Origin of the sequence: Pseudomonas sp. FSL W7-0098 (assembly GCF_005930585.1) — a bacterium.
GTDB classification, from domain to species: Bacteria; Pseudomonadota; Gammaproteobacteria; order Pseudomonadales; family Pseudomonadaceae; genus Aquipseudomonas; species Aquipseudomonas bubulae.
In genome coordinates this window covers 621,150-635,602 of record NZ_RXHW01000001.1, presented here as the reverse complement: position 1 = coordinate 635,602, position 14,453 = coordinate 621,150, and the positions used below count along the sequence as shown (strand labels likewise).

Sequence of the window (14,453 nt, the reverse complement as noted above, 5' to 3'; positions counted from 1 at the left end):
GCGCAGCCGTCGCAAAATCAGGCACTGCGGTGTGCCAGTCAAACCCTGCCCTCAGGAATTACGACGGCTGCGCCGCCGGACGCAGCCTCGTTCCTTCGGCAGCTGCTACACAGCTACTTCCACAAAAACGCCGGTTGCAGGGTCACGCCCAGGATTTCTTCGCGGGCCACCTTCCAGAACTCGCGGATTTGCGCCTTGACCTCGCCACTGTCGTTGCCCAGCACCTTGAATATCAGCCCGCAGTCGTTGGGCAGGCGGGTCACCCCGCTGGCCAGCCCGGCCTGCATGTCAAACAGCGCCGGGATGCGCTCGACAATCCGGTCGTGATGCTCCCTGGGCGTGAGCAATACCACGTTGCCGAACACATCGAAGGTCTGCATCACGCCAATGGCGTCCAGGCTCTCTTTTTTTGGCTCAAGAATGTACTTCTCGACAAACAGCTCGCGACCCTCGAGGTTCTCGGCGCGCACCCGGGAGGAGTACACGTCAAAGCCGAAACGCTCATCCACATGATGATACTTGCGCCCCGACATCAGGATTTCGCAGTAGATGGCCGTCGCCGTGGGGTGGATCCTGATTTGCGTGTCGGTGATAAACCGTGCATTGCGATGGGGGATCAGCGGGTCGGGCATAAACTCCAGGTAGCCGCCTTCTTCGATAGTGAAGTGCTGGATTTGCGAGGCGTAGTTGGCATTCATCGAATGCACTTTGGTCGCCGACTGGGTGGTGACGTGCCCGCAGGCACCCACCCCCACGTTGACATCTGTGGCCAGGCGGTCGCCCTGCAGCACGCAGCCCGAAGTTGAAATCATGGTCACACAGGGCAACTCGGGCATTTCCTCGTCCCAATACAAGGCCCGTTGCACCAGCGATGGTACGCGGCGCTCCATGTCCGCCAGTACGCTGCGGTTACCGCGCTTTTCAAAACCCAGGCGCAGGTAGCCGCTTTTACCCACGGCACCGCTGTGCATTTGCGCCGGTTCGTCCTGGTACTGCGACAGCTCCGGCGCATCAATGCCGAGTGAGTGAGCGCGTAGCCGTGACGGGTTGTTCACGATCTGGCTCTGCGCTGTCATGCACTGACCCCGCTTTTGACCGCCGGTTTTTGTGCGAACAGGAACATGTGCTCGATCATGTCCACCAGTTCTTCAATGCCCTGACCGGTCTTGCAGTTGGTGAGGATATACGGGCGGTTGCCGCGTACCACTTTGGTGTCGCTTTCCATCACATCAAGGCTGGCGCCAACGTAGGGGGCGAGGTCGATCTTGTTGATGATCAGGATATCGGCCTGCACCAGCCCCGGGCCATTTTTGCGCGGGATTTTCTCGCCTTCGGCGACGTCGATCACGTAGATATAAAAGTCGGCCAGGGCCGGACTGAAGGTCAGGGTCAGGTTGTCGCCGCCGCTCTCGATCATGATCAGGTCGCTGTCGGGGAACTTCTCTTCCATTTCCTCGACCGCGGCAATGTTCATACTCGGGTCTTCACGCACGGCGGTGTGCGGGCAGGCACCCGTTTCCACACCGAGGATCTTGTCTTCATCGAGGATACCCTTGAGGGTACGTTTGACCTGTTTGGCATCTTCGGTGGTGACGATATCGTTGGTGATGATCAAGGGCTTGTAGCCACGGTTGATCAGGATCGGAGTGATCACTTCGATGATCGCGGTTTTACCTGAACCGACCGGGCCGCCAATACCAATACGAGTAATCTTTTTCACGGTTATTTCCTTACCAGATAGGGGAGCGGAAGCTGCGTCGACACATGCCGACGCAGCCCGGGGTGTCAGTTCATGAATAGCCGTACATGTGCCTTGACGTGCACGGCGGCGAGCACATCGACTATCGGGACATAGGAGGACATCTGCTCGATATCGCCGACTTCGGCGATATCGCAGAACGCTTCAATGTCGTGGTTGAGTTCGAACAGGATGTGCTGGGTGTCCAGGTGCGTGACCCGCATCAGGCGCATGGCCGCGCTGAGGATGGTCATGGCCACGCCGTACTGGTGCATCACCACGACCTCACGGGCACCGATGCCCTGGGTCGACATCACCACGGCCTGGGTGACGGGGTAGGTGCCTGCCGCGTTGCCGGCCTTGATCTGTTCAAGCCACCAGCGCACCAGCGGTTTTTCGACGACATGGATCGACATTTCCGCCAGTTTTTTGCCCATGCGCGTGGCCATCAACCGGCTTTCTTCATTGAGCTTGCGGTTATTCACCGCCCAGTCGGCGCGTAAAATGCCGTCGCGGTCTTCTGCCACGGCAGCCCGGTGCGCAGCGACCACGCCCATGCCGTCACAGCTGGCCGCCTGCTTGAGGGCGGTGAGCACAAAACCCTTCAGGGTCGGGACATCGTGGACGATGCCTTTTTGAATGGCCGATTCCACGCCGTTGGAGAACGAAAAGGCACCGACCGGCAATACGGAATCGCCAAACTGCATGATGCGAATTAGATCTGATGCGTTCATCTATGCGCCTTCTTGCCGGGTTCAGTGCTTATGGCTGTGAAACGTATGGCCGTTGTCGTGACTGTGACTGTGTGCGTCATGGCTGTGCACGCCCTGGATCTTCAGGGCGGCAGCGTCCAGCTTGTCTTGCGGGCTGGCCACGTGAACATGGGTGTCGGTTTCTTCGGCACCGCCAAACAGCAGGCGCGCCTCGGATGTGGTCAGTAGCGGCAGGATTTCGGCGCCGCCAACAAAAGCGTACGGCAGGTGTTGAAAGCCGTGGGTGCGCATCACCGAGTCCATCATTTTGGTTTCGACGGTGAGCGGGATATAGACCTCGTTGTTTTTGGTCACGGCTTTCCAGTGCTGGTTGCCGAGGGCATGGCCCAGCTCGAAGCTGGTTTTGATCAGCACGTCCAGGGGCTGTTTTTTCAGCTCCTTGAGATCGATGACCATCACGTCGCGCAGGTTCAGTTGCACCACCACGGCGGTGTTGGAGCCTTCATCCCAGAGCAGCACATCGCCGTCCGAGAGCACCACGTTACGTTCCAGCGAAATGCCCAGGTCAAGACCGCCGAGGCTGGTGCGCCGGCAGCGACTTTTTTGCGCTTCACGCTGGTCGAGCACCAGCAGGTCAACCTTGGCGCCTTCGAGTTTGTGTTGCCAGTGCGGGTCTTTCTTGGCGTTGCCGAGTATGTGTTCAATCAAAATCACGTCGCAAACTCCTTCCCTGAATCATGTGCCGGGCGTGTGCCACCGGGTGCAGGTGCCCCCGGTAGCGGCCCGTTCAGGCATTAGCCAAAGAAATAACGCTGGTTCATGGTGGCCACATCGATGGGCTTGCACGTGGCGTGTACGCCGTCGACTTTTACCGCGAAAGTTTCCGGATCAACATCGATATGCGGGGTCTGGTCATTGCGCACCAGGTCCTTTTTGGACACGGTGCGGCAACCGCGCACCGCCATGACCTGACGCTCCAGCCCGGCCTTTTCTTTCACGCCGTCTTCCAGCGCCGCTTGCGACACGAAGGTCACGCAGGTGTCTTGCAGGGACTTGCCGAAGGCACCGAACATCGGACGGTAGAACACCGGCTGCGGGGTTGGCAGAGAGGCGTTCGGGTCACCCATGGCGGCCCAGTTGATCATGCCGCCCTTGATCACCATTTTCGGTTTGGCCCCGAAGAAACGCGGATCCCACAGCACCAGGTCGGCCATCTTGCCGACTTCCACCGAGCCCAGCACATGGCTGATACCCTGGGCCAGTGCCGGGTTGATGGTGATCTTGGCCACGTAACGCAGCACCCGGAAGTTGTCGTTATCGGCGCTGTCTTCCGGCAGTTTGCCACGTGACACTTTCATCGCATGGGCGGTTTGCATCACCCGCAGCCAGTTTTCACCGACCCGGCCCATGGCCTGGGAGTCACTGGAAAACATGGAGATCACGCCCATGTCCTGCAGCACGTTTTCGGCGGCAATGGTTTCCGGGCGTACGCGGCTTTCAGCAAACGACACGTCAGCCGGCACGTTCGGGTTGAGGTTGTGGCAGACCATGATCATGTCGAACAGCTCGGCCTGGCTGTTGACGCCGTAAGGCAGGGTCGGGTTGGTCGAGCTTGGCAGTACGTTGCTCTGGCTGGCCACCTTGATGATGTCGGGGGCGTGACCACCACCGGCGCCTTCCGTGTGGAAGGTGTGAATGGTGCGACCTTCGAAAGCATCAATGGTGTCTTCGACGTAGCCACATTCGTTCAAGCTGTCAGTGTGCACCGACACCTGCACGTCCATCTCGTCGGCGGTACGCAGCGCATGGCGCAGTGCGTTTGAGGTTGCGCCCCAGTCTTCGTGAACCTTGAGCCCGGCGACACCGGCGATGATCTGTTCGGCCAGCGGCTCGCGGCCAAAAGAGTTGCCCTTGCCCAGCATGCCGACGTTGATCGGCAGCCCTTCGAGCGAACGCAGCATCTGGCGGATGTTCCAGGGGCCGGCAGTTACGGTGGTGCCGTTGGTGCCATCGGTAGGGCCGATACCGCCGCCGAAGAAGGTGGTGATGCCGTTGGACAGCCCGTGGTAAGCCTGCTGCGGCGAGATCAAGTGAATGTGGGTGTCGATCCCGGCTGCAGTCAGGATCAGGTGCTCGCCGGAGATGGCGTCGGTGCTCACACCCACGACCAGGCCGGGGGTCACGCCGCTCATGATGCCCGGGTTGCCGCTTTTGCCGATCCCGACGATCTTGCCGTCACGGATACCCACGTCGGCTTTGATTACGCCCTGGATCGCGTCGATGATGGTGACGTTGGTGATAACCAGGTCCAGTACGCCGTTGTCGCGGGTCAGTGTATTGTCGGCGCCCATGCCGTCGCGCAGGGATTTGCCGCCGCCGTAAACGGATTCTTCACCGTAACCGCGCAGGTCCTTTTCAATCTCGACAAACAGGTTGGTGTCACCCAGGCGGATTTTGTCGCCCGTGGTTGGGCCGAACAGGCCTGCGTATTCTTTGCGTGAAATGGTTGGCATCGGTGGCTCCTTTTCTAATGCCGCGCGAGCGTCAATGGTTCAACGGCGCGAGTGCAAAGTATGAGAATGCGTGGTTACTTGTCGTTGACGGGCTTGGACGGCTTGGCCGGCTCGGAGAACTTGAAGCCGCGATCGACTGCGCGCTGGATGGCCTGCAGTTTTTCCGGGCGCTCATGGTTGCTGGTGAGCTTGTCCGGTACCCAGCCATCGACCAGGTTGTTGAAGCCGTAAAGCGTTTGCTTGCCACCGTAGGGGATCAACGGCACTTCGATTTCGTCGCCCGGCTCGAAGCGGATGGCTGTGGTGGCCGTGATGTTCAGGCGCTTGCCAAAGGCGGCGGCGCGGTCGAATTCCAGGGCACGGTTGACTTCAAAGAAGTGAAAGTGCGAGCCGATCTGGATCGGACGGTCACCGGTGTTGCGCACCTTTACCTTGGTGACGGGGCGGTCTTCGTTAAAGGTGATGGGCGTGCTGGCGTAAATCGTGCCGCCCAGAGGCACATCGGCTTCATTGCCCTTGCTGACGCCACCGGGGTTCTTGGCGTGGGGGATGCTGTGGTTCGGGTGAGTATCCTGGTGCGGGCCTGCTGTCTCTTTGGTGCTCATGACTGATTCCTCAAAACGTGAAAGTTTTGCGTTTACCGGGTTTAAAGCAGACGGTTACTTGATCGGGTCGTGGACCGTGACCAGACGACTGCCGTCGGTGAAAATCGCTTCAACCTGAACGTTGGGAATAAGGTCGCTGACGCCTTCCATCACGTCATCCTTGGTGAGTACTTTGCTGGCCTCGGTCATCACATCCTCAACCGACTTGCCATCGCGTGCGCCTTCCAGGGCGGTCACGGTGATAATTGAAACAGCCTCTGGATAGTTCAATTTCAAGCCGCGAGCCTTGCGCCGGAATGCGACGTCCGACAGGGTGTAAACCATCAGCTTTTCGACTTCTCTGGGGGTGAGCTGCATAAGCCCTCCTATCTACAGTGCGGTAAGAATTAACGTTCTGGAGTGCCGCTCAGGCGTGCGCGCATGCAAAACACTCCACACGATGGGTACGTGTGAAGGCGGGTTGACGTGTGAGTGGGTTTTTTTAATGCCTGTTGTCGTTTCATAAGCTCAACCGTTCAAATCCATTAATACGGATGCGAGCAGAGCCTAGACCATAATTTCAGGCAGGCCAGGTGTTGCAGGCGTGCGGGTCAGAGGTTGTTGACACAAAATGAAATACAAGGTTTTGTTGAAAACTTCTTATAAAACAATTTGTTATATGTTTTGAGTTTGTGGTTTAAGCGTCGTTAATCGCTGAAAATTCCATGTTTATGTACGAAGATTCTTCATCTTTAGTGCGATAAGTCATCTAAATGAGTCGGATGTAACTTTTTTGCTGTGGGTGTTACGTTATTTTTCGTCGGGCAACTTGTCGTTTTTAAACAAATGCCGATGGCCGCAGTGGTACAGCGCGGCATGCAACTGGTCATTGAGTTCGGTCAATTGCCTGAGCATCTCCAGGCTTAGCCAGACATAGGCATAAAAGGGTGTCTCGGTGATCTTGCCGTCCAGGCTTTTGAGCACAAGCTCCTTGAGATCGTGGGCTTTCTGGCGCAGTTCGCCGCTGATCTGGTTGTTGGAAATGCCCATACACAGCTTGTTCTGCAGCGATTCGAGCGCTTGCGGGATCAACTGGTGCAGACCGTTCAAGGCGGGCTCGCTTTCGATCAGCAGGTGGCTTTCCCGTGATGACCAATAAGCGTCAATCATCAGGCTCATGGTGGCCAGCAGGTTGCGGTGCAGGGTTTGCAGGGACTCGAACACTTGTGGCTTGAGGTTGCTTTCGTTGCTGGCAGGGGTGATGTAGTTGCGCAACTTGATGACCGCGTCCAGTTCGTTCTTCAGTTGATCATCCAGATTGGGGCGTTCGGGGATTCGCGGGGAGAAGTATTGCGAGTACAGGGTATTGATCTTGCCCAGGCTCTCGCTGAACTTGATCCGCAGGTCGGTATAGGCCCGCTGTGGGTAAATGCTGGTGTAGAGCATGGCCAACAAAGAACCTGCCAGCACATAGCCGCTGCGGGTGAGTGCCGACTCCATGTCATTGGGCGGGGCGCAGCTGACCACCGCCAGGGTTGCTCCGATCAGCAGGGCCATATAGGGGTGTTTGCCCAGGGTCAGGTAGCCGGCAATAAACATCATCACCGCGCACCAGAGCAGCATCAGGCTAAAAGAGTGCATCTCCAGATACAGCGCCACCAGCCCGGACAGCGCGCCCAGTACTGTGCCGCCGGTACGCTGCAGGGCCCGGGAGAATACGTTGCCCCAGTAGGGCTGTGGTCCCATGACAATGAGCATGGTGATCAGGGCATAGGAGGCGCCGTCGAGCTTGAAGAAGCGGATGACAACAAAGGTAATCAGGAACGCCAGGCTGATGCGGGTGGCGTGGATCCAGCGGTAATTTTTGCAGACCAACTGTTCCAGATTCGAAATCTTTTTACCCAGCCGCATAAAGTCCCCAATTGCTGTAGTGGATTGGGCTGGCAGCGTAGTTCAGGTCTGGCGGGTCCACCACTGGGGATGGCTCTATTGTGGGGCAGGAAAAGCGGCAGGCGTAAAAAAGGCCATTACCATCATGGGGATCCGGTAATGGCCAAAAATCTCAACCAAAGAGAGCGTCAGGCGCAAACCTGACGAGCGGCAATGTATCAATGCCACTCTTAGTTAGCTAGCTAAGAGTGAGCGAAACTGTTTTACCTGCTGCGCAACAATGGTGCATTGCTGGTTGGCTAGGCAGAGGGAGCGTTAGCCGATACCCTTTGCTCCATGCAAATACCTGACTTGAATCTGCTGGTTACCTTGAATGTCTTGCTCGAAGAGGGCTCTGTGGTGGGTGCTGCCCGACGCATGAACCTGAGTGCCCCGGCCATGAGCCGCACCCTGACCCGGATTCGCGAGGTCTTGAACGACCCCATTCTGGTGCGTTCAGGGCGTGGCCTGGTGCCCACGCCCCGTGCCCTGGAGTTGCGTGAACAGGTGCGCGGTGTGGTGGAGCTGGCGCACGGGGTGTTCACCCAGAGCCAGAACAGTGATTTGCGTGAGCTGGAGCGTACGTTCAGCATTCGCGCCAATGACGTGTTTTTTGGTGTGTATGGCGCAGCACTGCGCCAGCAAATGGCCCTGGAGATGCCCAAGGCTACGTTGCGGGTGGTACCTGAGGGTTTTACTGATGACGAGGCACTGAATGAAGGTCGCATTGACCTGACTATCTGCGCCACTAACCGCTTCAGCCCGGATATCAAGGTCCAGAGGCTGTTTACCTGTCCGTTTGTGGGGTTGGCACGGGAAGGGCATCCGATTTTCGATGAGCCCGTTACGGCCCGGCGCTTTGCCAGTTTTGACCACATCAGTGTGTCCCGCAGGGGCCATGCCCGCGGGCCGATTGATGCGCTGCTGGCCGAACTGGGGCTGGAGCGTCGGGTGTCGTTTACCACGCCGACGTTCTACTCGGCGATTTTTGCCCTGGCAGGGGAGGATCTGATCCTGCCGCTGATGCCCCAGGTGCTGCTCAAAAACCTGGAGCCACTGGGCCTCAAACTGCGCCCGTTCGAGCTGCCGATCACCCTGCAGCCGGTGGATATCGTCCAGGCCTGGTATCCGCGGCTGGATAACGACCATGCCCACCGCTGGCTGCGTCGTACCCTCAAGACCTTTTGCGACAACGCGGTGATTTGACCGCAACCTCTGTAGCCGCTGCCGAAGGAACGAGGCAGCTGCTACGGGGAGGGAGTCAACATTACAATGGTTGCGTCTGACGCACTCCACAGTTAGTTATTTATCAATTTTTATAGCTATGCCGGCTGATTAAACTTTCTGTCATCTATCAAGACGACGGAGTCAGCCATGTATTGGCGGTTTGACCATGGGCGCAGTCTGGCGCCTGGAGCTGCGCTGTGACGGCGCTGGTTGCGGGTGCTGTGGCTCCCACCCCGGCCCCGGCCAGCAGTGCGGCGTTTGGCCTGCGGATTTTTACCGGTCTGCTGGGCGTTTTGCTGGCCGTGCTGGTGTCGGGGTTCAACGAGAATGTCACTAAGGTGGCCATGCCCGATATCCGCGGGGCGATGGGTATCGGTTATGACGAAAGCACCTGGCTGCTGGCGGTGTATTCGGCCACGTCCATCAGTGCCATGGCCTTTGCGCCGTGGTGTGCCGCCACCTTTTCCCTGCGCCGTTTTACCCTGTGTGCCATCGGCGCCTTTTTACTGTTGGGCATTCTTTGCCCTCTGGCCCCGAATGTTGATGCGCTGATGCTGCTGCGCACCTTGCAAGGCTTTGCCGGTGGGGCCTTGCCGCCGATGTTGATGTCAGTGGCGTTGCGCTTCCTGCCGCCGGGCATTCGCCTGTATGGCCTGGGCAGTTATGCGCTGACGGCCACTTTCGGGCCCAGCTTCGGCACGCCGTTATCGGCCTGGTGGGTGGAGTACGCCGGGTGGCAATGGGCGTTCTGGCAAATCATCCCCCTGGGCCTGTTGTCGATGGCCTGCGTGGCCTGGGGCTTGCCGCAAGACCCGTTGCGTCTGGAGCGTTTCAAGCAGTTTGACTGGCGCGGCCTGCTCCTGGGTTTGCCGGGGTTGATCATGCTGGTACTGGCGCTGGAGCTGGGTCAGCGCCTGAACTGGTTCGAGTCGCCGATGATCCGTTTTTTTATCGTCGCCGGCACGGCCCTGATGGTGCTGTTCTTTATCAATGAGTGGTCCCATCCGCTGCCGTTTTTCAAGCTGCAACTGCTGAAAATCCGCAATCTTGCCCATGCATTGTTGACGCTGGGCGGGGTGTTGTTTGTGTTGCCGGCAGTGATCAAGATTCCGTCCAGTTACCTCGCTCAGGTGCAGGGCTATCGCCCCCTCGAAACCGCGCCGGTGATGTTGCTGGTGGCCTTGCCGCAATTGATTGCGCTGCCACTGGTCGTTGCGTTGTGCAATCTGCGCTGGGTCGATTGTCGCTGGGTGCTGGCCATTGGTCTGGGGTTGCTGGCGCTGGCCTGCGGCATCGGTTCGCAAGTTACCTCGGTGTGGAACCGGGAAAATTTTTACGGCTTGCAGGCGATACAGATCATCGCCCAGCCCATGGCAGTGATTCCTCTGCTGATGCTCGCCACCGGCGGCCTGAACCCGGCGGATGGCCCGTTTGCATCGGCCTGGTTCAATACCGTCAAAGGGTTTTCGGCGGTGGCAGCCAGCAGTGTGCTGGGGGTGCTGACGCTCAATCGCGAGCACTACCACTCAACCATGTTGCTCGATCGGCTGGGCAACTCGCCGCTGGTCAATTCCGGCACAGACCTGGCGCGCCGGGTTCACCAGCAGGCCGTGGTGCTGACCAGTTCCGATCTTTATCTGTACATGGCCGTCCTGGCGCTTTTTCTGATTGTGTTAATTCCTTTTGGCCCCACGCGGATCTACGCGCCGGGCACAGCTGCTGGAGTTGTGAAATGAGTACAACAAACGGGCGCAAGCCCTGGGTTCTGGTCGGCGCAGTCGCGTTGGCAGTGATCGTGCTGTACGGGTTGTGGCGGTTGGTCTTTGCCACGGGCACCGTGCAGAACACCAATGATGCCTTTGTCAGCGCCGATTACACCTTGATTGCGCCAAAAGTGGCGGGGTTTATCGACGAGGTGCTGGTGCAGGATAACCAGCCGGTCAAGGCCGGTCAGTTGCTGGCGCGGATCGATCCGCAGGACTACCGCGCTGCCGTGCAGGCTGCGCAAGCCAGCGTGGCGACGGCACAGGCACAACGGGTCAATGCCCTGGCGATGCTGGAACGCCAGCGTTCGTTGATCGAGCAGGCCAAGGCCACGGTCGATGCGGATCTGGCGCAAGTCGAATTTGCCGAGCATGAGTTGCAGCGTTATCAGCATCTGGCCGGGCAGGGCGCAGGCACGCTGCAGAACTCCCAGCAGGCGAAAAACCGTTCGCTCACCGCGCGTGCCGAGTTGGCACAGCACAAGGCTGCACTGGAAGCTGCTCGCCAGCAAACCCGGGTGCTGGCCGCCCGGGCTACGGCCGCGCAAGCCTCGGTGCAGTATGCCGAGGCCTTACTGGCACGGGCCGATCTGGACTTGTCGCATACACAACTGCTGGCACCGTTTGACGGTGTGGTGGGGCGTCGCAGTGTGCGCCTTGGCGCTTACGTCAAACCCGGCGACACCGTGCTGGCGGTGGTGCCGCTGGCCGACGCCTATGTGGTGGCCAACTTTCTCGAGCACCAGCTCACCAACATGCAGGCAGGGCAGCGTGTGACGATCAAGGTCGACAGTTTTCCGGGGCAGACCCTGCAAGGCACCGTGGACAGCATCGCCCCGGCCACGGGGGTGACGTTCTCGGCGATTGCTCCGGATAACGCCACGGGCAACTTCACCAAAGTGGCGCAACGTATTGCGGTGAAAGTCACTCTGGATCACGGGCAGTTACTGGCCAGCCAATTGCGCCTGGGGATGTCGGTGGATGCCTCCATCGACACGGCAATGGCTCACGATCAGCAGGTCAGCACTCGATGAACAAAACTGCAGTGGCCCTGGCTGTGGCCTGTTACAGCGTACTGAGCCTGAGTGGTTGCGTGGTCGGCCCGGACTTCAAGGCTCCCGTGCCCAAGTTGCCTGCGAACTGGGCGTCGGTACCCACTGAGGCGGGGCACAACCATGCGCTGCAAACAGCGGTGGACCTGCACTGGTGGGACCGTTTCGGCGACAGGCAATTGTCGGCGCTGGTGCGCGAGGCGCAGCAGCGCAACTTTGATGTGCAACTGGCTGCAAGCCGCTTGCAACAAAGCCTGGCTATCCGCCGTCAGATCAACGCCGACACCTTGCCCGAGGTCGGTGCAACGGCGGCTTACAGTCGGAGCCGTAACAGCCAGAAAGGTTTGAGTGACCCTTCCGGGCACAGTGGCAAGCAGGCTTTCAACCTGTGGAATGGTGGCCTTGGGTTCAGTTGGGAGGCTGACCTCTGGGGCCGGGTCAAGCGTTCGGTGGAAGCGGCTGATGCCTCGGTACAAGTGGCGGTGCAGGACCGCAACGCGGTGCAACTGTTGGTGATTGTGCAGACCGCGCAGCACTATATTCAGTTGCGCGGCACTCAGCAGGCATTGGCCGTGGTGGAGCAAAACCTGCAAATCGCCCGCCGCAGCCTGGAACTGACCCGGTTGCAGCTGCGGGAGGGCGTGGCTACGGATTTGCAGGTGTCTGAAGCTGGCGCCCAAGTGGCCGAGATCGAAGCACGTCAGGCCCCCTTGCAGCAACGCAGTGCACAGTTGATCAATGCTCTCGGCTTGCTGCTGGCCCGCGAGCCAAGAGCCTTGCAGGCGCAATTGAGCGCAGCGGCAGGGGTGCCGGCCTATGGCGCCGATGTGCCGATCGGTCTGCCCAGCGAATTGGCGCAACGGCGGCCCGATATTCGTCGTGCCGAGGCCCGATTGCATGCAGCCACTGCAGCGATCGGCATGGCCGAGGCGGACTTCTATCCGCGGATTACCCTGTCCGGCAGTATCGGTTTTCAAGCCACGCAGCTGTCGGATCTGGGCAGTTGGGGCTCGCGCAATTTTGCATTCGGCCCGGGCTTGAGCGTACCGGTGTTCGAGGGCGGGCGTTTGCAGGGGGCCTTGCAGTTGCAGGAAGGGCGCCAGCAGGAGGCGGGCATTGCCTACCAGCAAACCGTATTGCGCGCCTGGCATGAGGTGGACGATACGCTGGTGGCGTATCAGGCCAGCCAGCGCCGGCGCGACAGCCTGCAGCAGGCGGTGATGCATAGCCAGCGGGCGCTGGACAGCGTGCACCAGCAATATGCCCAGGGTACGGTGGACTTTCTCAACGTACTCACGGTGCAAAACGCGTTGCTGGCCAACGAAGCGGCGCTGGTGGACAGCACTGCGCAGGTCTCGTTGTCCCTGGTGGATGTGTTTGCGGCGCTGGGTGGGGGGTGGCAGGGCTAGCTGCTTGCAGATTCTGGTGGGAGCGGGCGCATCGACCAAGTTATCCCGGCAAACCGCAGTGACGGCATCGCAGGCAAGCCAGCTCCCGCAGGTAATGAGTGATTGCCCACAGGTTTTGCTATGCTCGCGCCTTCGACCGCAAACGCCAATATAGGCGTGCCCCGTTCATATTGAGCCTATTTATGTCTGCCGATACCCAAGCCACAACGGTGCGTTTTTCCCGTTCCGACTACAGAACCCTGGGCCTTGCTGCCCTGGGCGGGGCGCTGGAGATCTACGATTTTATCATTTTCGTGTTCTTTGCCCTGACCCTCAGCCAGCTGTTTTTTCCCCCGGACATGCCCGAATGGCTGCGTCTGCTGCAAAGCTTCGGGATTTTTGTGACCGGCTATCTGGCGCGTCCGCTGGGCGGGATTCTGATGGCGCATTTTGCCGATCACCTGGGGCGCAAACGGGTATTCAGCCTGAGCATCCTGATGATGGCGCTGCCCTGCCTGCTGATCGGCATCATGCCCACTTACGCCGAAATCGGTTACTTCGCCCCGCTGATCCTGCTGGCCCTGCGCATCCTGCAGGGCGCAGCGGTCGGTGGCGAAGTGCCCAGTGCCTGGGTGTTTGTGGCCGAACATGCGCCGGCCGGTCGCCGCGGCTTTGCCCTTGGTTTTTTGCAGGCCGGGCTGACTTTTGGTTACTTGATCGGGGCCTTGACCGCCACACTGCTGGCACAGCTGTTTACCCCGGCAGAAATCCTCGATTACGCCTGGCGCTTTCCGTTCCTGCTCGGTGGCGTGTTCGGCGTGATTGGCGTGTGGTTGCGCCGTTGGCTCAGTGAAACGCCGGTGTTTCTGGCCCTGCGTGAACGTAAAGAGGGCCGGGCCGAGTTCCCCTTGCGCACAGTATTGCGCGAGCACCGGGCTTCATTGCTGCCGGCAGCGCTGCTGACCTGCGTGCTCACCAGTGCCGTTGTGGTGTTTGTGGTTATCACGCCGACCGTGATGCAGCAGCGCTTCGGCATGACTGCCAGCCATACCTTTGCGTTGAGCAGCCTGGGTATCGTATTTTTGAATATAGGCTGTGTGCTGGCCGGGTTAATCGTTGACCGTATCGGCGTATGGCGCAGCATCGCACTGTACAGTCTGCTGCTGCCGCTGGGCATTGGCGTGTTGTATGCCAGCCTGGTCGGGGAGTGGGTTTTGCCCGGCCTGGCCTATGCGTTCGCCGGCTTGACCTGCGGGATTGTCGGGGTGGTGCCGTCGGTGATGGTCGGACTGTTCCCGGCCCCGATCCGGGTTTCGGGGATTTCCTTTACCTATAATATCGCCTATGCGCTTTGGGCCAGTACCACGCCGTTGCTGCTGATCGCGCTGATGCCATGGAGTCCCTGGGTGTGCCTGGGGTTTTGTGCGCTGATGGGGCTGGTGGGCCTGTCAACTGCATGGCGTTACGGTTTCAGCGGTGTTACAGCGGTTGAGAGGCGTTTGCTGGCCAAGGCCGAAATGTAGTGCGAAGACCTTCTGTCATCCGG

The 14,453-nt window shown here is 59.4% G+C and carries 12 protein-coding genes and 1 pseudogene; 5 read left to right on the top strand and 8 right to left on the bottom strand.

The genetic code is table 11. From position 1 onward, the window contains the following. Nucleotides 1–113: 113 nt before the first annotated feature. The 8 genes and pseudogenes from FHL07_RS02755 to FHL07_RS02720 form a co-directional block, all read right to left on the bottom strand. Nucleotides 114–1,076, bottom strand: coding sequence for an urease accessory protein UreD (locus FHL07_RS02755; RefSeq protein ID WP_095000480.1), 963 nt, complete (start codon nt 1,074–1,076; stop codon nt 114–116). Then, on the bottom strand, nt 1,073–1,720 hold the full coding sequence (gene ureG, locus FHL07_RS02750; RefSeq protein WP_016781201.1) for an urease accessory protein UreG: 648 nt from the start codon (nt 1,718–1,720) through the stop codon (nt 1,073–1,075). Before ureG ends, FHL07_RS02755 begins: the two co-directional genes overlap by 4 nt. Nucleotides 1,721–1,785: 65 nt before the next feature. Further along, nucleotides 1,786–2,472, bottom strand: a complete 687-nt coding sequence (locus FHL07_RS02745; protein ID WP_095000479.1) for an urease accessory protein UreF — start codon at nt 2,470–2,472, stop codon at nt 1,786–1,788. A gap of 21 nt (nt 2,473–2,493) precedes the next feature. Next, nucleotides 2,494–3,165 (bottom strand): hypothetical protein, encoded by a 672-nt coding sequence (gene ureE, locus FHL07_RS02740; RefSeq protein WP_095018078.1) that lies wholly within the window; start codon nt 3,163–3,165, stop codon nt 2,494–2,496. 80 nt (nt 3,166–3,245) lie between these two features. Beyond that, the gene (locus tag FHL07_RS02735) at nt 3,246–4,964 is read right to left on the bottom strand and encodes an urease subunit alpha (protein ID WP_095000477.1); all 1,719 of its coding nucleotides are present in this window, start codon (nt 4,962–4,964) and stop codon (nt 3,246–3,248) included. Nucleotides 4,965–5,167: 203 nt separating this feature from the next. Then, a pseudogene (locus tag FHL07_RS02730) lies at nt 5,168–5,569 on the bottom strand (urease subunit beta); the annotation flags it as partial. Nucleotides 5,570–5,623: 54 nt separating this feature from the next. Then, nucleotides 5,624–5,926 (bottom strand): urease subunit gamma, encoded by a 303-nt coding sequence (locus FHL07_RS02725; RefSeq protein ID WP_016781195.1) that lies wholly within the window; start codon nt 5,924–5,926, stop codon nt 5,624–5,626. A 432-nt stretch (nt 5,927–6,358) separates the two neighbouring features. Then, complete coding sequence (locus FHL07_RS02720) at nt 6,359–7,459, bottom strand: FUSC family protein (protein ID WP_095000476.1); 1,101 nt, start codon at nt 7,457–7,459, stop codon at nt 6,359–6,361. 315 nt (nt 7,460–7,774) lie between these two features. On the opposite strand from FHL07_RS02720, the gene FHL07_RS02715 reads away from it, so the two are divergent. The 5 genes from FHL07_RS02715 (at nt 7,775) to FHL07_RS02695 (ending at nt 14,430) form a co-directional block, all read left to right on the top strand. Then, entirely contained in the window at nt 7,775–8,683 is a 909-nt protein-coding gene (locus FHL07_RS02715; protein ID WP_138738067.1) for a LysR family transcriptional regulator, read from the top strand. A gap of 218 nt (nt 8,684–8,901) precedes the next feature. Beyond that, nucleotides 8,902–10,440, top strand: coding sequence for an MFS transporter (locus tag FHL07_RS02710; protein WP_138738066.1), 1,539 nt, complete (start codon nt 8,902–8,904; stop codon nt 10,438–10,440). After that, entirely contained in the window at nt 10,437–11,501 is a 1,065-nt protein-coding gene (locus FHL07_RS02705) for an HlyD family secretion protein (protein ID WP_095000473.1), read from the top strand. The genes FHL07_RS02710 and FHL07_RS02705 overlap by 4 nt, the downstream gene beginning before the upstream one ends. Continuing rightward, nucleotides 11,498–12,928, top strand: coding sequence for an efflux transporter outer membrane subunit (locus FHL07_RS02700; protein WP_095000472.1), 1,431 nt, complete (start codon nt 11,498–11,500; stop codon nt 12,926–12,928). The genes FHL07_RS02705 and FHL07_RS02700 overlap by 4 nt, the downstream gene beginning before the upstream one ends. A gap of 182 nt (nt 12,929–13,110) precedes the next feature. Then, nucleotides 13,111–14,430, top strand: coding sequence for an MFS transporter (locus FHL07_RS02695; RefSeq protein WP_095018075.1), 1,320 nt, complete (start codon nt 13,111–13,113; stop codon nt 14,428–14,430). Nucleotides 14,431–14,453 lie beyond the last annotated feature (23 nt).

What these genes read in the sequence shown, in the direction of transcription:
- FHL07_RS02700 (WP_095000472.1), top strand. Translation starts at nt 11,498, where the DNA reads ATGAACAAAACTGCAGTGGCCCTGGCTGTGGCCTGTTACAGCGTACTG.
- FHL07_RS02695 (WP_095018075.1), top strand. Translation starts at nt 13,111, where the DNA reads ATGTCTGCCGATACCCAAGCCACAACGGTGCGTTTTTCCCGTTCCGAC.
- FHL07_RS02755 (WP_095000480.1), bottom strand. Translation starts at nt 1,076, where the DNA reads ATGACAGCGCAGAGCCAGATCGTGAACAACCCGTCACGGCTACGCGCT.
- FHL07_RS02735 (WP_095000477.1), bottom strand. Translation starts at nt 4,964, where the DNA reads ATGCCAACCATTTCACGCAAAGAATACGCAGGCCTGTTCGGCCCAACC.
- FHL07_RS02725 (WP_016781195.1), bottom strand. Translation starts at nt 5,926, where the DNA reads ATGCAGCTCACCCCCAGAGAAGTCGAAAAGCTGATGGTTTACACCCTG.
- FHL07_RS02715 (WP_138738067.1), top strand. Translation starts at nt 7,775, where the DNA reads ATGCAAATACCTGACTTGAATCTGCTGGTTACCTTGAATGTCTTGCTC.
- FHL07_RS02705 (WP_095000473.1), top strand. Translation starts at nt 10,437, where the DNA reads ATGAGTACAACAAACGGGCGCAAGCCCTGGGTTCTGGTCGGCGCAGTC.
- FHL07_RS02745 (WP_095000479.1), bottom strand. Translation starts at nt 2,472, where the DNA reads ATGAACGCATCAGATCTAATTCGCATCATGCAGTTTGGCGATTCCGTA.
- FHL07_RS02720 (WP_095000476.1), bottom strand. Translation starts at nt 7,459, where the DNA reads ATGCGGCTGGGTAAAAAGATTTCGAATCTGGAACAGTTGGTCTGCAAA.